Annotated in this window: 17 protein-coding genes and 1 riboswitch; of the genes, 7 read left to right on the top strand and 10 right to left on the bottom strand. The window is 55.2% G+C overall.

Going from position 1 to position 19,098, the window contains the following annotated elements:
• Positions 1–572 precede the first annotated feature (572 nt).
• Entirely contained in the window at positions 573–1,481 is a 909-nt protein-coding gene (locus tag PSAB_RS02435) for a lipoate--protein ligase family protein (RefSeq protein WP_038596408.1), read from the bottom strand.
• Positions 1,478–2,446, bottom strand: coding sequence for a copper amine oxidase N-terminal domain-containing protein (locus PSAB_RS02430; RefSeq protein ID WP_025333002.1), 969 nt, complete (start codon positions 2,444–2,446; stop codon positions 1,478–1,480). The genes PSAB_RS02435 and PSAB_RS02430 overlap by 4 nt, the downstream gene beginning before the upstream one ends.
• Positions 2,447–2,612: 166 nt before the next feature.
• Here PSAB_RS02430 and PSAB_RS02425 point away from each other — a divergent pair, with 166 nt between their 5' ends.
• Complete coding sequence (locus PSAB_RS02425; protein ID WP_025333001.1) at positions 2,613–3,518, top strand: CHAD domain-containing protein; 906 nt, start codon at positions 2,613–2,615, stop codon at positions 3,516–3,518.
• Positions 3,519–4,061: 543 nt separating this feature from the next.
• On the opposite strand, the gene PSAB_RS02420 is transcribed toward PSAB_RS02425, so the two are convergent.
• Positions 4,062–4,385 carry a thioredoxin family protein gene (locus PSAB_RS02420; protein ID WP_025333000.1) on the bottom strand — a complete coding sequence of 108 codons (324 nt, stop codon included), beginning with the start codon at positions 4,383–4,385 and terminating at the stop codon, positions 4,062–4,064.
• A 22-nt stretch (positions 4,386–4,407) separates the two neighbouring features.
• Positions 4,408–4,785 (bottom strand): MerR family transcriptional regulator, encoded by a 378-nt coding sequence (locus tag PSAB_RS02415; RefSeq protein WP_025332999.1) that lies wholly within the window; start codon positions 4,783–4,785, stop codon positions 4,408–4,410.
• A gap of 207 nt (positions 4,786–4,992) precedes the next feature.
• On the opposite strand from PSAB_RS02415, the gene PSAB_RS02410 reads away from it, so the two are divergent.
• Positions 4,993–6,228: an MFS transporter gene (locus tag PSAB_RS02410; RefSeq protein WP_025332998.1), complete on the top strand. Its 1,236-nt coding sequence runs from the start codon at positions 4,993–4,995 to the stop codon at positions 6,226–6,228.
• A gap of 506 nt (positions 6,229–6,734) precedes the next feature.
• Here the strand turns inward: PSAB_RS02410 and PSAB_RS02400 are convergent.
• The 4 genes from PSAB_RS02400 to PSAB_RS02385 form a co-directional block, all read right to left on the bottom strand.
• Entirely contained in the window at positions 6,735–6,917 is a 183-nt protein-coding gene (locus PSAB_RS02400) for a hypothetical protein (protein ID WP_025332996.1), read from the bottom strand.
• A gap of 66 nt (positions 6,918–6,983) precedes the next feature.
• Positions 6,984–7,352 carry a YidH family protein gene (locus tag PSAB_RS02395; protein ID WP_025332995.1) on the bottom strand — a complete coding sequence of 123 codons (369 nt, stop codon included), beginning with the start codon at positions 7,350–7,352 and terminating at the stop codon, positions 6,984–6,986.
• A gap of 137 nt (positions 7,353–7,489) precedes the next feature.
• A complete protein-coding gene (locus tag PSAB_RS02390) occupies positions 7,490–7,936 on the bottom strand; it encodes a MarR family winged helix-turn-helix transcriptional regulator (protein ID WP_025332994.1) in 447 nt (148 codons plus the stop codon).
• Between the two features lie 82 nt (positions 7,937–8,018).
• A complete protein-coding gene (locus tag PSAB_RS02385; RefSeq protein ID WP_025332993.1) occupies positions 8,019–9,362 on the bottom strand; it encodes a voltage-gated chloride channel family protein in 1,344 nt (447 codons plus the stop codon).
• Positions 9,363–9,425: 63 nt separating this feature from the next.
• Positions 9,426–9,486, bottom strand: a riboswitch (Fluoride riboswitch).
• A gap of 142 nt (positions 9,487–9,628) precedes the next feature.
• On the opposite strand from PSAB_RS02385, the gene PSAB_RS24895 reads away from it, so the two are divergent.
• Entirely contained in the window at positions 9,629–10,954 is a 1,326-nt protein-coding gene (locus PSAB_RS24895; RefSeq protein ID WP_025332992.1) for a stalk domain-containing protein, read from the top strand.
• A gap of 18 nt (positions 10,955–10,972) precedes the next feature.
• Here PSAB_RS24895 and PSAB_RS02375 read toward each other — a convergent pair whose 3' ends face one another.
• Both PSAB_RS02375 and PSAB_RS02370 read right to left on the bottom strand, forming a co-directional pair.
• Positions 10,973–11,830 carry a hypothetical protein gene (locus PSAB_RS02375; RefSeq protein ID WP_025332991.1) on the bottom strand — a complete coding sequence of 286 codons (858 nt, stop codon included), beginning with the start codon at positions 11,828–11,830 and terminating at the stop codon, positions 10,973–10,975.
• A gap of 124 nt (positions 11,831–11,954) precedes the next feature.
• On the bottom strand, positions 11,955–14,033 hold the full coding sequence (locus tag PSAB_RS02370) for a copper amine oxidase (RefSeq protein WP_025332990.1): 2,079 nt from the start codon (positions 14,031–14,033) through the stop codon (positions 11,955–11,957).
• A gap of 270 nt (positions 14,034–14,303) precedes the next feature.
• On the opposite strand from PSAB_RS02370, the gene PSAB_RS02365 reads away from it, so the two are divergent.
• The 4 genes from PSAB_RS02365 to PSAB_RS02350 all read left to right on the top strand — a co-directional run bounded on the left by PSAB_RS02365 (position 14,304) and on the right by PSAB_RS02350 (position 19,021).
• A complete protein-coding gene (locus PSAB_RS02365) occupies positions 14,304–15,020 on the top strand; it encodes a response regulator transcription factor (RefSeq protein WP_025332989.1) in 717 nt (238 codons plus the stop codon).
• Entirely contained in the window at positions 15,004–17,184 is a 2,181-nt protein-coding gene (locus PSAB_RS02360; protein ID WP_025332988.1) for a HAMP domain-containing sensor histidine kinase, read from the top strand. The genes PSAB_RS02365 and PSAB_RS02360 overlap by 17 nt, the downstream gene beginning before the upstream one ends.
• A gap of 160 nt (positions 17,185–17,344) precedes the next feature.
• Positions 17,345–17,734 (top strand): helix-turn-helix domain-containing protein, encoded by a 390-nt coding sequence (locus PSAB_RS02355; RefSeq protein WP_226991753.1) that lies wholly within the window; start codon positions 17,345–17,347, stop codon positions 17,732–17,734.
• An 81-nt stretch (positions 17,735–17,815) separates the two neighbouring features.
• Positions 17,816–19,021, top strand: a complete 1,206-nt coding sequence (locus PSAB_RS02350) for an MFS transporter (protein WP_025332986.1) — start codon at positions 17,816–17,818, stop codon at positions 19,019–19,021.
• Positions 19,022–19,098: the final 77 nt, after the last annotated feature.

Here is a 19,098-nt window from a genome sequence, read left to right as displayed (position 1 = left end):
GGGAGTCCGGAGCCTGCTGATTTACACGGTAATCCTCCGTATTCAAGGGTATGCCCAACAAGATATGGAGTGTGCACCAAGCCAAATGGAATTCGGGCCATACAATTACCTGAATGATATCGGACCATTGCAAAAACCTGAAATTGTGCATCTTTGGGCCGCCTGAGAACAGCCAGTGTATGACAAGCCTGCGATCATGCAGGAATTTCTTCGCACAGCCTCAAATTCAGTCGGCACAGCCTGAAATTCCTGTACGATGGCAGGATTTGCTTATGGATCATACACTTTGGGTGAAAAAACCTGCACTCAGGCCGGTTTGGGAGGGCGCCAAAACGAAAACCGCAATGAGCCTGACCTTGTCCGCTGCGGTCGGTGCGATTGCCGGGTTCCTACCCGGGGTCCGGCTCGGGAATTGCCGGATAGAGCAATCAGCGAGGCTGTCCCAAAAGTCATCGCAGATGACTTAGGGATCGCCTCAACGGCTGCAGCCCCAAAACAGAAGCGAGCAGGTCCCCAGTAACCCGGAGACCTGCTCGCTTCTTAGCATTTTAGCCGCATACCTATACCGCGGCTCACTGGGCGTACCGCTCGCGCAGCATTTTGGCCGCTTCCAGCACCCTTGGATCGCCGTACCCGAGACGGTAGCCAGTCTCCTCCGCCTGATCGGCAGCCTTCACCAGCTCCGTCCCCCGGGCGGTTACCGCTCTTCGAATGCCGTCCGCGAACACGGCCGCCGAATCCGGGCCGCCCAGCTCGCCCAGTGCGCCGATTATCTCCGGCTGCACCTTCGGATAATCCAGGCCCTCGGCGCCTTGGGCCGCTTCCTCATAGAAGCGGCGCACCAGCTCGCCGCGTTCCTGCCCGGAGCCGCCCACCACGACGAAGGCGTGCACAAAGTACGCATGGCTCTGCCGCCGCTGGGCGATGCCGCAAAATTTCCGGCCCCCGATGGACAGGTCGTAATCGCCGGGGCAGTAAGAGCCTTTGACTTCTCCCGCCAAGATTTGCGCGGCGGCGGAAGGATGGGAGAAGCCCGCTGCCTCCGCGATCAGGGAAGCCAAGAGGCGAAAGTCGCGGTGAAAGTCGAGCGTTCCCCGGCTCTTGGGCAGGATCAGGGAGACGTTAACGACTCCCTGATCAAGGGGAACCGCCGCGCCGCCGGAATGTCTGACCGCCGCGCGGATGCCGCGCGCTTCCAGGCTCTGCATCGCCTGCCCGGCGAAGGGCAAGCGGCTGTCCCGCAGGCCGAGTGCAACCCCGCCGGGGTGGCTCCACAGGTGCACCGAAGGCGGCGCAAGCCCTGCGCCGACATCCCGGCACAGCGTCTCCTCAAAGGCGAAGGGGATCAGCATATCGCCGCCCCCTTCTCTTTCCGCCGCGCTGCCGGACAGGTGCTCGAAGAGCGCCATACGCCCGGGAAGCGCTGCTGACGGATCGGAATGAAGCCCGTCCGATCCGTTTGGTTGACTGATTTTACTCATATCGTCCATTGATCATGTATGATGCCTGCAAGCATCCACTGCCCGCCTTCCTTGACGAATGCAAGCCGCAGACTCTGCCAGTCCATCCCGGCATACTGCGGATCGAATCCGTCGAAATGGTATTCGACCAAGATGGCATCCGGGTATACATTCCGCGCATTATTCAGCGAATTGCCGAAGCCGATGGTCTGATTGTAGCCCATTTCCGGGGCATCCGCAAAGTCGGCGCTGTATATAAATTTATTATAGTACTGGGCAAAGGTCAGCTTGATGGGATCGCCTGTCCCGTCATATTCGCCCCAGGTTCGGACGGTCTGATCCGTGCCGGCCGCGGCGATTTCGCTCCAGCTCAGGACAATGTCCTTCGCGGTGTCGACATGGCCGTAGGGTGAGAAGCGGACGCCTCTCGAATGGATCATGGAAGAAAGAGTTGTCCAGTCTTTCTTCTTCAGCGCCAGCACCGCTTCTTTGGCGCGGTCAGCAATGACCGCCTTCGCGCTTGCCGGGTCAAGCGGCAGCACAATATCGGCCGTGCCTGTCCGCACGTTCCAGGTCACCGTCCCGCCCATGCTCTCCGCCGAGAAGCGCAGCGGAATATACACCCGGCCGGCGCGAATTTCGGCCGGGGCATCCAGCAGGACGGTTCCGCCGTCCTTCACTGCCCGGCTGCTTCCGGCCGTAATTTTGACCAGATGCGGAGCTCTCCGGAGCGTCGCTGTGCGGGCGGTCGCATTCCAGGACAGCTGCGCACCCATCCCCGCCGCCATTTCGCGAAGGGGGACCATCACTCTTCCTTTCGTGACATAAGCCTGAGACTGAAGCTTCAGGGTTACCCCATTGATCGTCACGGCCACCATTCCGGCAGGGACGGCCGCCTGCGCAGAAGGCGTTCCGCCTGGCCCCCCTCCGGTTATCGAAACGGTCAGCCCGAGGCCGATGCAGAGTGCCGCTATTTTTTTCAACATCTGTCTCACCCTTTCTCCCGCATGAATTGTAATGTGACTATAATCACGGTATTCTAAAATTAAGACGCTCTGAATACACAAAAGGTTACACACCATTTATTACCGCTATGCTCAATCCTCTGAAGCACGGTCCAGCAGGTGACAATAAAATCGGGAGTGATACCTAATGACAACAGGCACAGAAGTCCAAGGCGCCGAGGCAAGCCGGGCGCAGCAATGGGAGCAGGCCATGTCGGAGCTATATGCAAGCTATCTGGATTTTGGAAAAAAGGCGCTGAAGGATTTCGACGACGAAGCTGTTCACCAGGCGCGGGTGAGCAGCCGCAAGCTGATCACACTGCTGTCCATTCTCGATCCTGAGGATGCATCAGGCCTCCGCGCGTATTTCAAGCGTTCCCAGAAGCGCCTGGGCCAAGTCAGGGATGCCGACGTGCTCATCCAATCCTTCAAAGAACGGCGGAAGGAAGCGAAGCTCGAAGGCGACAAGAAGACCGCCAAGCTGTTGAAAGCGGTTATTCTGCATCAAAAAGAGAAGCGCACAAGGCAGCGCGGGAAATTGGCTGATGAGCTGCCCGGGATGCTAAATGGTGAGAAGGACGGCAAATGGAATGATTTTATCAAGGAACGTCTGCCCGCCCTCGTTGCCGAACAGGATGTCAATGTCGCGATGCGCGAGCTTGAGGTCGCTTTTGAGCAGCAGAAGAAACGGTGCAAGGAGCTGCTTGGGCAGGAAGACCCGGCATCCAGCGAGGCGCTGGATGAACTGCACAAGCTAAGGCTGCTCGCCAAGCGTATCCGTTACACCGCAAACGCGGCGTCCTTCGCACTGGATCAGAAATTTCACGCGAATGAAGCGATATATAAAGACATCCAGTCAGAGCTCGGTGAAATCACCGACAAACGCATGTGGCTGGATAGGCTGGAGAAGATCGGCCGCAAGGAGCTGGGCGCCAGCCGCGATACGTGGAATGCCTTCGTCGGTAAGCTTCAAGCCGAGCTGACGGAGGCGCTTCGCCGGAACACCGTCGTCGACGTGCCGGAAGCTCTCACTTACAGCGCCGCACTGGAATGAGCGCCGGTACTGGCCGTGAACCATTCATATATCCTAAGCGAAAAAAACTCCGGCCCTACCGGGCTACAGCCGGATGGACGAAGCGGAATTGTTCCCTTTTATTTTTTTATAAGGAGGCCTGGAATAAGCATAGGGTGGAAAAACTCCCGTTTAATTCAGCCAATCAGCCGGGAATGCTGAAAAACCCGCCAATAAGCCGGAGGTTTTCCTGCTTATTGGCCGAAACGGCCGTTTTCGGGCAAATGTAAGGGAGGTTTTCCCGTTCGCTTCAAGTTCCGGCCTTGAGCAAGCATAATCGTTCGTTCAAGCTCTCACAGGGTCCAGGTACCGTAAAGGCCACTCTTGGTCAATGACAGTATAAAAAGGTTAGGCCGGCGCTTCAAACCCGAGGTGAGGCGTAACCCTCACCCTCTCATGCCAATTCAGGTCATGCCAAAGCGGCCTTACACCGTCGAATACCGGTGTAAGGCCGCTTGTTGGCATTGATGCTTTTTCACGGGATGACTCCGCGCTGCTCCATCTATTATTATCGACGGATAGGGTTTACGCGAGATGCCGGCTCAGCACGCCCGTGTAGACCGATTTCGGGCTTAGGCCGACCAGCTTATCCACCGGCTGCCCGCCCTTATAGATAATTACAGTCGGCATACTCATGACGCCCGCTTCCGCGGCCAGCTCGGGCTGCTCGTCGCAGTCTATCTTAACAACGGTTACCGTGTCTCCGTAATCCCGGGCCAGTTCATCCAGGATCGGCAGCAGATTTCTGCAGGGCGGGCACCAGGCCGCGCCGTAATCGGCAAGCACTACGCCGCCGCCAGCCACCGCTTCCCGTAAAACCTCGGGTGTTTCCGCATGTTTAATCGCCATTTTAAGTTCTCCTTTTCTCTTTTCAGCTTGGATTTTCCGCGCCGGACCCTTCCCGCTCCCGGCGGATGGAAGCCATTCGTTCCTCCAGATTAAGCTTGATCTGCGTCAGCTGGTGCAGCTGCCGGTCAATTTCCTTAAGTTTGGATTCATACAGCGGCATCACCTCCGCGCAGAACGCTTCCTTGTTCTTCAGCACGCAGTTTAAAAAGCCCGCGATTTGCTCTGTAGTAAGTCCCAAATTCAAATACAGCTGGATCGTTTCCACCGTCTCCGCGGCAAGCGGAGAGTATTCGCGGTAGCCGTTGGCCAGACGGACCGGCGAAATCAAACCTTGCGACTCGTAGTATCGAAGTGACCGGACGCTTACGCCGGTCAGTTTGGCAAGCTCGCCTATTTTCATTGCATCTCACTTCCGGATGATGAGAATGTTTGCGTTCATTATAAACCCTGACACTAGTGTTAGGGTCAACTCCTTTTTTTCCAAAAGAAAATCACCGGCCGCTGCCTGTACGAATTCCCGGCAAACTATGGATATTGTCAGATTGACAAGATTACTGCCTCTCCATATATTTGTTATAACAACTATTAGGGAAGGAAGAGATTGGATTTGGAAAAGGACCGTCTGTGGAACCGTCATTTTTTGACTATATGCCTTAGCAGTTTTTTTATTTTTATGACCTTTTATATTTTGACGGTGACGCTGCCCGCGTTCGTGCTGGAAAATTTGCAGGGAAAAAGGCAAAACATCGGGCTGGTGACCACCGTGTTCGTCATCGCTTCCGTAATATTCCGGCCGCTGGCGGGCAGATGGCTGGACGAGTTCAACCGCAAGGCGCTTGTGGTCGGCTCGCTCCTGCTGTTTACCGGCTGCTCCGTGCTGTACCTGTTCATTCACAGCTACACTGCCCTGCTGCTGCTGCGTTTTATCCATGGCATTTCCTTCGGGATCGGGGCGACCGCCACCTCGGCCATCGTGCTTGATGTCATTCCGGAACGCCGCAAGGGCGAGGGCATCGGCTATTTCAGCCTGTTCATGAGCCTCGCGATGGTTATGGGCCCGTTCATCGGCCTCACGATCACCGCTCACGCCGGCTTCGGCCTGCTGTTCGTGACGATCAGCGCTTTTTCGCTGCTTGCCTGTGTCTGTGGCATTCTGACGCCCGTTCCTCCCCATACGCCGCGGCCGAATACACTTGGCAACTGGAGCATCAAGCGGTATATCGAGCCAAAATCCGTGCCAGTGTCCCTGTCCGGATTTGTTCTGGCTTTTTCGTATGCATCGCTATCGACGTTCATCTCCGTCTATGCCAAGTCGATCGGAATGGGCGCGGTGGCCAGCTACTTTTTCATCGTATTCGCGGCTTTGGTGCTTATTTCCCGGCCTTTTACCGGCCGTTTGTTCGACCGCAGAGGCCCCCACGTGCTCGTCTATCCGGGCATCCTCCTGTTCACCGCGGGCATGATCTGGCTCAGCCGGATCTCTTCCGCTCCCGAATTTCTGGCCACGGCGGGGCTGATCGGACTGGGCTATGGCGCCATTCTTCCCAGCTTTCAGACGCTGGCCATCCAGGCGGCTCCCGTTCACCGGCGCGCGCTTGCTACCGGGACCTATTTTGTGCTGTTCGATCTCGGCTTTGGCCTCGGCTCTTATATTTTGGGCATCATCGCGGCCCATACGGATTACCGGACGATGTATCTCTCTGCCGGAACGATTTCCGTTTTGGCGCTGATTCTTTATTTCCTCCTTCACCTTTGGTCCCGGAAAACAGGGCGGGAAACGGTACAACCGGACGAACCGGAGCCAGGCCTCCGGACTGTATACGGAGCCGACCAACAGGTGTAACCGATCTGGCGGCAGGGGTTCGGAACCTGAAGCGTTGGACAAATCGGAAGCGTTGGACAAACCTTAGGCGCAGGACAAACCTAAAAGCCGCTGGACTTACCGAAGAAGCCGCTCCATTTGAGGAAGCGGCCAGCCGTAATCCGGGAACGGACGAAGTGGAATTTCTCCTGTTTATTTACATGAAAACAACCCTTCGGCAGCACTAAACGGGAATTTCTCCCGTTTAATCTGCCGGTTTTGCCTGAAACGAAGCTGATTTGTCCAATAAGCAGGAGCTTTTCCCTTTCGTGGGCAAGAAATCGATTTTTGAGAGGAATAAACGGGAGGATTTCCCGTTCATCCAAATCTAGTAAGTACAAAACCTTCCCGGAGGGAAGGTTTATAGAAGGTTTTATAAGTCCCAAGAGCGTTCCAGCCCATTTGGGCTGACTGCGCGGCGATGCTTACGCTTCCTACGATGCTTACAATGATTACAAAGCTTTCGATGCTAACTTTTTATCCGCCGATCATTTCCTGGTCCTGCTGCCCTTCATCCATTTCCACATGGCGAGCAGGCAGCCAACCAGGCCGAGCCCGAGAAGGAGCTGCTGCAGCGCGCCCAGCATTCGGGATTCGGCGGCGTTCAATTGGCTGCTAACGATAATCAGGATAATCGAGACGGCCACCATCAGGCCGGTTCTGTTCTTCAAGGTGTTCCTCCTTCACTGGACCTCTGGCGCAAACCGCCATCATCCTGTATTTCTGCCTCAGCCCTTCTAAGAGGACAACAGCATCAGCACAACTAGCACGATCAGCAGCACTTCGATAATGGTGAGCGAGACGAACACCAGCCGAATGAGCGAAGAAGACGAACGGAACTGCTCGTTGTTGATGCCTTCTCTTTTTCGCATATAATCGCCGGTAGCCGCCGCAACCACACCGCCGCCGAGCAGCACCGCCGCAATGCCTGCGGCCGCCGCGACGATGTGACCGACTCCGCTGTAACGGGAATCCCGGAACACGATGCCGGCCGCCAGAAAGCCGAGACCTGCCAGCGCGACCGCCGTACGAATCCAGGCCAAGTACGTCCGTTCGTTCGCCAGATGCTGCTGCGTATATTTCGATTCACTTTGCGCCTCTTTCATAACTCCCTCCCAAAGGATCGCTTCAGAGGATCATGTGTTTCATGATCTGAATTATTAAAACCCTTAATCCATCAGGAGATTGATGAATCAAGGGCTGATCTTTACCTTGGCGGCTGTCCGCCACGCGCCGGTATTCTTCATGCATCCGCCGAATGGCCCTTCGCTTCAAGAAGCTGCTGCAATAGACCGGCAAGCTCGCGCGCCGGTAGGGCGTCCAGAAGGACGGACTGAAAGGTGGCGTACGCTTCATCCACTTTTTTCTGCCCGATTGGAGTCAAGGAGGTATAGACGCTTCTGCGGTCTTCCTCACAAATATGCCGTTTCATCGCTCCGCAGCCCTTGGCCTCGAACCGGCTGACCAGCCGCGACATCGCGCTCTGACTCAGGCCCACCATGGATTCGAGCTGCTGCAGACGCAGCTTTTTGCCGGGGGCTTCGGACAGGAACAGCAGCATATAGAATTCCTTTAGGGATATCCGGTGCCTTTCTTGCAGCGCCTGTTCGAGCTTGACCGCCGTATTGCTCTGAATATGGGTCAGCGCCAGCCAACCGGCCACAAGTCCGTTACGTTCCGCAATTTCCATATCGTAGATTCCCTTTCCTCTAAGGCTTCCCTTTATTATATCATCCGCAGCCTTGTTTTCGATACGGCCGATATGAACGCCTTCATCGCTTCTCCGCCCCCGGAGCGGCCCCGTCCTGCTTCTTCATCAAGCTTTTGACCGCCGACAAGGTCGTGCCCTCGGGAATCGGCAGATGCTCGCTTTTGGATATCCCGATTTGCTGGGAAGTGTAAATGCCCGTATGCCCCGAGAACAGGTAGCTGACCAGACAAGCCATGAACATGTACACGGCAGCGTCCGATCCGAATAATTCAACCCCCATCAGGAAGCACGCAATCGGTGTGTTCGTCGCGCCGCAAAAGACGGCGATAAACCCGAGCCCCGCCAAAAAAGGAGCATACAGATGCAAAGCACCGGCCAGCGCATTCCCCAGAGTGGCCCCGATCGCGAACAGCGGAGTCACCTCGCCTCCCTGAAATCCGGCGCCCAGGGTAAGGGAAGTAAACACCAGCTTGCCCAAAAAAGCAAACGGAGACACATCCTCCGTAAAAGAGTCCTGAATCAGCGGTATGCCCAGTCCCAAATAATCGCGGGTTCCGAGGAGGTAGACGAGACCGATAATAACGGCGCCCCCCACGGCGCTCTTGAGCACAGGGTTTTTGAAGAGCTTGGTGTACCCTTTTTTCAGAGCATGGGTCAATTCACTGAACAAGATGCTCGTCAGCCCGAACAGGACCGAAGCGAATACGACCTTGAGAACGACGATCCACGTTAACGCAGGCACCGCGCCGATATGATAGTGGATATGGGAAACGCCCCAGAACGAGGAGGTGACGAGATTGCCTGTAAAAGCGGCCACAAAAGCCGGGATCAGCGCTTCATGTCGGATCAGACCGATCGCCAGAACCTCCAGGCCGAATACCGTGCCGGCCAAAGGTGTGCCGAAGATCGATCCGAACCCGCCGCTAATGCCGCAGATCAGTAGGATTTTGCGGTCGATGGGCCCGACGCGGAGGATTTTCCCGAACCATTCGGCCAAGCTTCCGCCCATTTGAACCGCTGTCCCTTCCCGGCCCGCCGATCCGCCGAACAAATGCGTAACAAGCGTTCCGAACAAGACGAGCGGCGCCATTCGAAGCGGAATCGTCTCGCCTCCGTTGCTGATCTGCTCCAGAATCAAATTGTTGCCCTTCCCGCTGTTCTTGCCGATCTTCATATACAGGAAGCTGACCAGCGCCCCCCCGAGCGGCAGCAGAAACAGCAGCCACGGATTGGCTATTCTTACGTCGGTTACATAGTCCAGGCTCTTCAGGAAAAAAGCCGAGGCCGTGCCGGACAGGATGCCGACGCCGCTCCCGAGCACCACCCATTTCAGCAGCGTGCCAACCAGCGCGGCAAACACGCGTTGTTCGGCCCACCGGGTCCACTTCTGTCTAACTGAGTTCATCTTTTTTTCTTCCCCCTTCGTTGATAACTAAAAAAAACAGACTCCTACCAGGGAGATCAAGATCCTCTGGTAGGAGTCATCAGCCTTGCGGCGGTTAAAGGCGAACTCCATCGCCCTGTATGAATACGTCGATTCTAGTTGATTTCAGGGAAATCGTCAATGAAAGAAGTCCGCACTTTAAGCAAAACCATTTCGCATTTTGTCAGTCTAACTATACAAGAAGAGTTACGGTAACCGTATCAATCCAACGACAAGGTGATGAACTCATGACGATTCGAAAGCACGCGATCCTATCTGCATTGACTATGTCCCTGTTATTCTCGGCTTCCGCTCAGGCGGAGGAAGCCGCCAAGCCGGGCACTAAGCCGGCTGAAGCGGCTTCGCCGATGGCCGGAACCGGACAAGCCACCGGGACCGTTCAGTCCGCTGGACCCGTTCAGACGGCTACGGACGCCCCCACCGCTCAGGATGACACAGCCGCTCCGCCGGCCCTGACCGTTCCCGCACCGGTATCCATCTATCTGGACGGCTCGCTGCTTCAAACCGAGGCGGAGCCGGTGAATGTGAACGGCACACTGCTCGTTCCCATGCGCCGTCTGTTTGAAGGGCAGGGGGCCAAGCTGTCCTGGAACAATACGGACAAGATGGTTACGGCCACGAAAGACGGGATCACGCTGACCTACCGCATCGGGGAGCTTTCCGCCACGGTGAACGACCGGACGGTGCCGCTTAATGCCCCCGGGCAAATATCCGGCGGATATACGCTGGTTCCGCTGCGCTTCGTCAGCGAAGCCCTTGGCAGCACCGTGACCTGGGACCAGGCCGTCCGCACCGTCCACGTCTCGACGATAACCTTCGAGACGTCCATCCGGTGGGGCGTCAATCTGCGCAGCTCGCCGGATTCAGGCAGTGGGCCGGCGGATAAGGCAACGCCTTCGCTCACGCTGGTTAGCCGTTCAGCGAATACGGGCAGGCGTTCACCAGCTTCAGCTACCAGTGTGCCGAACTCGGGCGGCGGTTCATCAGCTTCATCCGCTAATTCGCCGGATACGGATAGCGGCTCGAACATTCTGGAGCTGCTGCCTACGGGATCGAAAGTCCACGTCGTACGCGAAGTGGACGCCTTCTGGCTTGAGGTCCGGACCCCGGATAACCGGACGGGATACATATCAGCGAAGCCAAAGTACACCGACTATGCCAGCCCGTCCCTGACCGATAAGCAGGCGGACGAGCTGATCGCCTACGGCGAGACCTTTCTCGGCACGCCATATGTGTTCGGAGCATCGCCGGATCAGACAGCCAGCTTCGACTGCTCTTCCTTCGTGAAGCGCGTCTTTCAGGATACGCTCGCGGTTGACCTTCCGCGAGTATCCTCCGACCAGGCCAAGGCAGGCACGGAGATCGGGCTGGACGAGCTGCGCAAGGGCGACCTATTGTTCTTCGGCGCCCGCGATTTGAACATCGGGCATGTCGCCATCTACGCGGGGGATAACAAGCTGCTGCATACCTACTCGGAGAAATACGGCGTCCGCACCGAAGCCTTCAGCGACTATTGGAAGAAACGGCTCGTGACGGCGCGGCGGGTGTTTTAGGACAAGCTTGCGGACGCTTTAAGGAACTTCAATCGTGAAAGGTACGGTGACAATCCGGCCATTCCGTTTGAACTGCCCCCACATTTTGTAGATACCGCTCTCCGGAAATGTAACGGAAAAGGCGGCCTGCGGGCCGGAGGAGCCCCAATTCAACGGATGGATATGGAGAAACGTCCTCGCTGTACTGTCGACGATCATCACATGGCCGACTGCGCCCAGGTATAACTCCAAATCGCGAATGGGCTTGCCCGTCCTTGAATCTTTGAAGGTGAAGGTCATCATGGTGTTCATCTTAGCCATCAGATGGTCGTAATGAAGGGAAACCTCCATGCCTTCAAACACGCCGCTCAGTTGTGTGTCAGGCTTGAGCAGCTGCAGCGCAGGCTTCTCGCCGGAAACTTCCACGATTGTGCTGCGAGTCAGTGTATGGTACCCGCTTGGCGTAAAATCAGCGAATAGCGTGTACGAACCGCCGCTTGGAAAAATAATGTCAATTTCAAAGCTCCCGTCACCGAGATAATCGGGGTGAATATGCTGGAAATGCCGCAGGTCACCGCTTACGGCGACGAGATGCAGCCTTTTTTCATGGACAATGTCCAGCTTGGTCAGCGGCTTCCTGGCTCCGTCCGCAAGCTGCAGCTTTAGCTTGGCCGGTCTGCCCGCTTCCGGCTTGCCTTCCGGCCATGACCAAACCGCCTTGATGCCTTTCTCGGCAGACGTTTCGGCAGCGGAGCCACCATGGACATGCCCCATCGACAAAGACATCGGGTCCAAATACGGGTCCTGCAGCTCCTCTTGAGAGGCAGCCCCGCATCCGGAAAGCATGATCGTAATGACAAGGATGAATACGGACAAGCGGTTAACCTTCAGCTTCATTTCCATTCCTCCACTGCGTAAACATTCGGGCAAGGAGGCAGCTTCTGTCGCAGACAGACAGAGACTGCCTCCTTGTAGGCATTCGTATACAGCTCATAAGAATACGTATCCGAATAGGCTAACCCTATTTTTTCTTCGTGTCGCTTTCCGCCGGTGCCGGCAGATCGAGAGTCGGCGTCCGGTCAATAAAATTGAACGGCTTCAGCATCGCTGATGCCCATTCGGTTGACATCATCGGCCACTCCTCTGAACGCGGAATGTGCGTTGTTCCCGTCGTAATCCACACCACGTCATCTTTTTCATAGATATCCCGGTCCTGTGATGCCCATGCCGCCAGTCCTGTATCGTTCGGGTTCTGGTTGATGTACTTGCCCTCGGGATAGACTTCGTCCGGCGAATACGGAGTTACCCAGATATGCTTCTTCAAGTAACCTGCACGTTTGATCAGATAGTCGTCATCCCCAAACAGCGGATCTTCCGCGAAAGGATGAGTGCCGCCCGCGTTCGCAATAATTTGGTAGCCGGTCAGATAACCCAATTTGTTCTTTTTCTCCGGATTGGTAACAAGCACAACTTTGTCCGGATCGAATTTCTGCGCGGCTTCGAGCTCCGTATGATAGGTCTTTTGCTCAAGCACCATCTCCGTCTTCTTGCTCGGATTGCCCGTAATCGGCGCCGCTTTTGGATCAAGCTCCAGAACGGTGTTCTTCTCGCCATCCACATCCATATCGAGGCGGAAATTATAAATATGCTGGTGATACACGGCCACCGTATGCTTATCAACAAGTGTGCCATTGCGGATTTCCGCATTGTTCGGATCGATATAGTGCTCGTCCGTGCTCTTTACGCTCGTTGCCGCCGCGCCTTTCACCGCCTCTATACCGGATGCGCCGACGTTGATCTTGATATTCGCGTTCTGCTGGAACACATAGTCAAACGTATAGTCATAGTTGCCGACCGTGGAGATGAACCGGACGACAAGCTCGAGACGGGCCCGGCTATCGGTCACTCCGGCCTCGCTATGCGTCCAGTCGGAATCGGCGTAGCGCTCGAAAATTCCGATAACCTTCGGAGACGTGTAAGGATTGCCGTTATCGTCGTTAAGCGTGGCGTCAATGAAGGTGGTATTGTTCGGCACGTCCGCGCCTAGCACCATCGGACGCCCAAGCTTCCCAACGCCGTATTCGCCGGAATCCATGTACGTCTTCCAATACCAGTTCAAGCCAGGATCGCCATACGGAACGGTCATCCCTCCAAGTCCGCCGCTGTACATAACTTTGCGTACCTTGCCATGATCGTTGTAAGTCGCTGCCGAAATGACAGGACCGCGGCGCGCGTCCAGCATAACGTGGAATTTCCAGCCCTGCCAGCTGATCTCCTGCCCTTTGATCGTATAATTGACGCCTTTGGGCTGCGTGATGACGATCGGTTTAGCCGGCTCACGTGTGCTGTCTTTGTCGCCTTTCCGGTATCCATGGTCGTTCATCGGCACCGGGATCACGCCTTCATCCTCGACTTTAAGCACTTTTTTCTCATCAATATCAACGGTTACAACCAGATTCTCGATCGGATGGGTAAAAAAGTTCCCGTCCCCCGTGTCCAGATAAGCTGTGTATTTGTAGAGTCGGCGGTTGGGATCGGCGTTGTCCGGTCCGTAGTAGCCTACGGTAAGACCGACAAGCTTCACCTTGTTAACCTTGCCCGCCAGCCCGCGCTTTTTCAGCGCCGCCAGGAACTCGGGATTTTTGTACACCACTTCGGACGGATCTTCGGCAAAGCTCACCATCGCATACCCGCCGGCTGTATTCTCCTTCCACTCCACAATTCGTTTCGAATCGAGGTCGACAACCCCTTCGTACACTTTACGCTGCTCAGAGATAACGAATGCCGCCTGACGCGGAAGCTTGTTAGCCTTCATTTTTTTGGCCGCATCATTTAGCAGCACCCAGTTCCATACTTTCTTTTTGTCCGGCTCCTTCAGCGTAATCTCGGTAAAGCGCATATCCTTCTTGTACTTTGAGCTATGCTTGATAATATAAGACACCGACCTGATCTCCTGCTCCGTCAGCGGATTGAGCGGATCATAGGCCACTTTCGGAGCAACAATCGCCGCCGCCTCGGATTTCCACGGTGATCCCGGAATTACGCTTGTCAAAAACAGCGCGGCCGCCGCAGTTCCGGCCAGGATTATTTTCTTGTTCATCAAACACCCTCCCCATTCTGAAAGATCAGTCCGTTAAACCAGCCCGGTTAATGTAATGTATGTTAACGCATCGGGCTTGGCTGTTCGTCCTGCTATTCGTATGGTACTCATCCAAAGTAAAGATTCTAAGGTGTTCCAGGTAAAAATGATTCAAATTTTTAATAAATTCAGGTAAAGTGGAACTAGACTCGGTACTTCATATCGTTAATTGTTAACTAACTTGACATTATTTCAATCACGTTTGACTATCTTCTTGGGAGGGGTTACACAATGCCGGGAGAGATGATCATGCTCGTCGATGACGAAGCGGATATTGGAGAAATTATTGAAATGTACGCGGTATCGGACGGTTTTCAATTCCAGCAGGCGATGAACGGGGCCGAGGCGCTTCGGATGGTGGATGCGTATTCGCCGGAAATCATCATTCTTGACGTGTTTCTGCCAGACATTGAAGGCTACGAGCTCTGCCGGCAGCTTCGCACGGTCACTGATGCCCCTATCGTATTTCTTACCTGCAAATATACGGAAATGGATAAAATCATCGGACTCAGCGTCGGCGGGGACGATTATATGAGCAAACCGTTCAGCCCGCTCGAGCTGATTGCCCGGATCAAAGCCCATTTGAGACGCACCCGGATGGCTATGCGGCGGATGGAGGAGCCGAGAAAGGCTAGCATGCTTGCCTCGGAATCCTTGAAGGTGAACCTCTCCGCGCATGAAGCTTATTTGCACAGCCAGCGTCTGGAGTTATCCGTAAAAGAGTACCAGCTGCTTACCTATTTCATGAATCATTCCGGACAGGTGCTGACGGCGGAGCTGCTGCTGGACAAGCTGTGGGGATACGGCAAGGGCCTTGGCAGCAAGACGCTTCAGGTGCATATCGGCAACCTGCGGCGCAAAATCGAGGACGATCCGGCCAGACCAGAACGAATTGTAACGATTCGCGGCGTCGGCTATAAGTTTTGCGAGCATGCGGCGATTATTTGACTTCTGCCGGCATCTTCAGGACCGGTTCGCGCCAAAATCGCTGGCGGCCCAACTGCTGTGCGTAATGCTGCTTAGCGCCGTCGTGCCGCTTCTGCTGATTGGCTGGTTAACTAACGAGTCGACGCGAAATCATTTTGATACCTATACCAAGATGCAGACGGGTCTTGTTGAACGGGATTATGTAACCATCTACCAGTCGTACTTGCAGGAGCAGATTTATGCCATCGACGCTGAAATGCGCAAGGTTGAGCATGCCGTAATAACCGCCAGAAGCCAGGCCAAAGCCATACTTGACGACGGCGCACTATATCCTGGCCGGCCTCTCACTCTTACCTCTCTCGGAAACGGAGCCTATGTCGAGGACCACGGCAGATGGGCCATCAAGCTGACCAAGGAGCCTTCAAGCGCTTTCCCGAGGTCCATGCTGCGGGATTTGGCGCTCAGCACCTATCTGAACCCTTTTTTCGCGGGAGAACTGGACCGAAATCCGAATATGATTGCCATGTACTATATGCATCCGCTGGGCGGTACGCTGTATTACGGCTCTCAATCGGGATATGGCCGTCTTTTTAACGGGGAGGGTCCGATTACCGGCTATGCCTTTTACCGGGATGCGCTGCAAATTTCGAGCTCCGAGGATAGGGTAGCCTGGACGAAGCCGTATTGGGACATCACTCCGAACGGACGCGTCTTCACGGCGACGGCGCCGATCTATGACAGCAGCGGTACGCTTCGCGGTGTCGTCGCCGCCGATGTTACGGTTGATGATTTTGTGGCTCATGTCCTGGGCGCCCATTTTAAGAGCAGCGATGCTTTCGCCTTCCTGCTTGGCGCGGATCATCAGATGATGGCTGTACAACGTCAGGGCGCCGCAGTGATCGGTCAGCTTGACCCCGAGGAATTCATAGCGCTTGCGGAGGGCAATGGGTACGGACAAGCGGTGCTGGACGGCCAGACCAAAATGCTGTTTGCCAAAAAAGTGCCCGCCACGGGCTGGTATTTGGGCTACGTGCTGCCAAAAGAACGGCTGCTCGCCGGTGTGACCCGCTCCTCCTCGGAGCTCGCGGCCATCACAAGCAAGCATCTGTTCCATCAATTGACGCTCATCTCCATCATTTCCTTCCTCCTTTGCACCGCGCTTGCTGTTCTGCTGTGGCTGAGAATTTCCCGACCGCTTAAGCGGCTGGACGGCGCCTTTCACGATATGGGAAACGGACAGTTCCGATTTATGCTTAAGGATACGCGCATCCGGGAAGTGCATCGGCTGCTGCATTCGTTTAACCTGATGTCCGCCCGAATCGGAGAGCTGATGGAGCAGCAGACGAAGCTTCAAGAGGAGCTTGAGCACAAAGTCGAGGAACGGACACTTGCGCTAAAGCAGGCGAATGATGAGCTGCGGCAGCGAATCGACGAACTGACACGGCTGGGGAACTGGCGGAAGAAATGGTTCTCCCATATCTCGCATGACTTGAAGACTCCCGCAACGATTGCCGGAGGATTCATTGATGCGATCATCGACGGCAAAGTTCAGCCGGCGCATATCCCGCGCTATCTGGACAAAATTTCGGACCGCCTTTGGACCATCAATCAGCTGGTGCAGAATTTGTATGATCTAAGCTTGCTTGAGACCAGACAGACCCGGCTGAAACCGGAGACGATGCCGGTATATGCCCTGCTGGAACGATTGCTTGCTAAATGGAACGACCCTCTCGTACTTAAGGGGCGCACATTAAACTACGAGCTGCCGATGATCATGGACACGCCAGTCACCGCCGATGTCCACTATTTAGGCAGAGCAGTCGACAATGTACTGGATAATGCAGTGAAATACTCCCATCCGGGCTCTGCCATTACTATTCAAGCCCGGATGGCGCCCCGCTCCCTGCTGCTGCATGTGAGCGATTGCGGAATCGGCATACCTTCGGAATCGCTGAAGCATGTATTCGACTCCTTCTACCGGGTCGATCCTGCGCGCAACAGCGGCGTCCCTGGGAGCGGACTGGGACTGGCGATCGCCCGCGAGGTCCTTCATATGCACGGCGGCGAAATCCACGCCTCCCTGAACGAGAATCCCGGATGTACTTTTACGATCGAAATCCCGCTGGAGGAAGTTGAGCCGGACGTTAGTCAGATAAGCAAAGCCCCCGTTAGGCGTAATGCCTGACGGGGAATTTTCGGTAAAAGACCAATGGGCCGAGCCGCAAGCTGCCCGCTTCTAACATCGGGATGATCCCGATTCAGAAGTCACAGCAAACAACGTTTGACATCAGCCTCCCTGATCATTATACTAACTGTGACGTTAACGTAATGGTTGGAGGATGCAAATGATGGAATCCAAAATACTGATCGGAGAACTGGCTCGCAGAGCCGGGGTGACGCCCCGGACCATTCGCCACTATCAGGAGCTCGGATTGCTGGGGAATGTCGAGCAGGAAAACAACGGATATCACTATTACTCGGATGAATCGCTCAAGCGGCTGAACAAAATCGACGTTTTGAAAAATCTCGGTCTCAGCCTGGAGGAAATTCAATCCGTCATCGATCTGTACTTCGAAGAGCCGTCCATGATTAAAGGCAAGCAGAAGGTTCTTGAAATCTTATCGAAGCATCTGGAGGAAACCGACAAAAAGATGGAGGCTCTGGATCAGTTCAGGCAAGAGATCCTAAGCAACATGGCCCGGATTCAGCTTATGGTTGACGAGTTGTCAAACTAAGCGGCGTCCGATCCGTGTTTGCACCCCCAAACCATTACGTTGACGTAACTGTTATTGTTGGAAAAGGAGGTTCAATGTCTAATGATTGAAATGAGTACATCTCGTCTCGTTTATACGGCGGCGCTGTTAACGGTGTCGGGGATTGCTGTCGTTTCGCTGCTTTACGTCATGATTCCGTTAACTCCTTACGTTATTTCGGAATTTTCCGCTACCCCGACTCAGGCCGTCTGGGCGAGCAGCATCTTCAGCATGGCTTTTGCCTTGGGGAATTTGTTCTTCGGCACCTTGTCCGACAGAGTGCCGAAGAAGCGGTTGATTCTCGCGGGACTCATTCTGCTTGTCATATGCACCTTATCCGTGGAACTGGTCTCAACCTTTACCCCATTCCTCTTGCTGCGTGCTGCTCAAGGCTTTCTTGCCGCTTCATTTCCTCCGGTCGCTCTTGCTTATGTCAGCGATGTTATCCCCCCGGCGCAGCGTCCCAGTGTGATTGCTTACCTGAGCTGCGGATTTTTGCTTGCCGGAGTGGTCGGACAAATCTTCTCCGCCGAGGTGGCGGCAAGCTGGGGATTGAAAGCGGTGTTCGCCGGTTTAAGCCTCATCTACGTTATTTTGATCGTCATTTCCTTGCAGCTGCCGAAAGACCGTCCGAATGTCGAACGCCCCGCAGCCGGCTCCGGCGTGTTCGAAGTCTTCCGCGCTTTGGTCCGGATTCCGGCGCTGCTCGTCGCTTACGGGGCGGCCATAACGATTTTAATGAGCTTTGTCGCCATGTTCTTCGGATTGAACGAATTCGCGGTGCAGCAGCTGCACCTGTCTCCCGAGCGCATTCTTTGGCTCAGACTGATCAGTATGACAGGAGTGGTGTGCGCATTGTTTTGCGGTTCCTGGATCCGCCGCTTCGGGCCTGTTCGCGTCCTCGTGGCGGGCTTTCTCACCGCCGCGGCCGGATTGGCCGGGGAAGCGGCGCTGTCTGGCGTCAATATGGCGCTGTTCATCGCCGCGACGGTTGTCTTTGTCACCGGAATCGCCGCGGCCGTTCCGTCAATCATTTCCCGGATTGGCCTGCTCGGCTCGGCCGGACGCGGCATGGCTCTGGCGCTCTATGGATTTTTCGTATTCGTCGGCGCAAGTCTGGGTCCTATCCTAGCCGCTGCGTTGATGCCCTTCGGATTCGCCGCTTTATGCGGGACTTTGTCCGTCATTATGCTCGCAGCGGCGGCCGTTTCGGCCTGGAGCGCCAAACCTTCTGCGGATAAAGAACGTCTGAATGCAGTTAATTCTTAAAGAGAAGATGAATCTGAACAAGCCTGCAGACCGCGTCCGCTTGATTAGCGAACGAAGGCCGCAGGCCTTTTTTCCAC

Origin of the sequence: Paenibacillus sabinae T27 (assembly GCF_000612505.1) — a bacterium.
In the GTDB taxonomy this organism is placed as follows: domain Bacteria; phylum Bacillota; class Bacilli; order Paenibacillales; family Paenibacillaceae; genus Paenibacillus_AQ; species Paenibacillus_AQ sabinae.
This window is presented reverse-complemented; position numbering and strand designations above follow the sequence as displayed.

Excerpts from the sequence above, each read along its gene's own strand:
- PSAB_RS02390 (WP_025332994.1), bottom strand. The coding sequence starts at position 7,936 with ATGGAAATTGCGGAACGTAACGGACTTGTGGCCGGTTGGCTGGCGCTG.
- PSAB_RS02355 (WP_226991753.1), top strand. The coding sequence starts at position 17,345 with ATGATGGAATCCAAAATACTGATCGGAGAACTGGCTCGCAGAGCCGGG.
- PSAB_RS02395 (WP_025332995.1), bottom strand. The coding sequence starts at position 7,352 with ATGAAAGAGGCGCAAAGTGAATCGAAATATACGCAGCAGCATCTGGCG.
- PSAB_RS24895 (WP_025332992.1), top strand. The coding sequence starts at position 9,629 with ATGACGATTCGAAAGCACGCGATCCTATCTGCATTGACTATGTCCCTG.
- PSAB_RS02420 (WP_025333000.1), bottom strand. The coding sequence starts at position 4,385 with ATGGCGATTAAACATGCGGAAACACCCGAGGTTTTACGGGAAGCGGTG.
- PSAB_RS02375 (WP_025332991.1), bottom strand. The coding sequence starts at position 11,830 with ATGAAGCTGAAGGTTAACCGCTTGTCCGTATTCATCCTTGTCATTACG.
- PSAB_RS02430 (WP_025333002.1), bottom strand. The coding sequence starts at position 2,446 with ATGTTGAAAAAAATAGCGGCACTCTGCATCGGCCTCGGGCTGACCGTT.
- PSAB_RS02385 (WP_025332993.1), bottom strand. The coding sequence starts at position 9,362 with ATGAACTCAGTTAGACAGAAGTGGACCCGGTGGGCCGAACAACGCGTG.
- PSAB_RS02350 (WP_025332986.1), top strand. The coding sequence starts at position 17,816 with ATGATTGAAATGAGTACATCTCGTCTCGTTTATACGGCGGCGCTGTTA.
- PSAB_RS02435 (WP_038596408.1), bottom strand. The coding sequence starts at position 1,481 with ATGAGTAAAATCAGTCAACCAAACGGATCGGACGGGCTTCATTCCGAT.
- PSAB_RS02360 (WP_025332988.1), top strand. The coding sequence starts at position 15,004 with ATGCGGCGATTATTTGACTTCTGCCGGCATCTTCAGGACCGGTTCGCG.
- PSAB_RS02370 (WP_025332990.1), bottom strand. The coding sequence starts at position 14,033 with ATGAACAAGAAAATAATCCTGGCCGGAACTGCGGCGGCCGCGCTGTTT.
- PSAB_RS02365 (WP_025332989.1), top strand. The coding sequence starts at position 14,304 with ATGCCGGGAGAGATGATCATGCTCGTCGATGACGAAGCGGATATTGGA.
- PSAB_RS02425 (WP_025333001.1), top strand. The coding sequence starts at position 2,613 with ATGACAACAGGCACAGAAGTCCAAGGCGCCGAGGCAAGCCGGGCGCAG.
- PSAB_RS02415 (WP_025332999.1), bottom strand. The coding sequence starts at position 4,785 with ATGAAAATAGGCGAGCTTGCCAAACTGACCGGCGTAAGCGTCCGGTCA.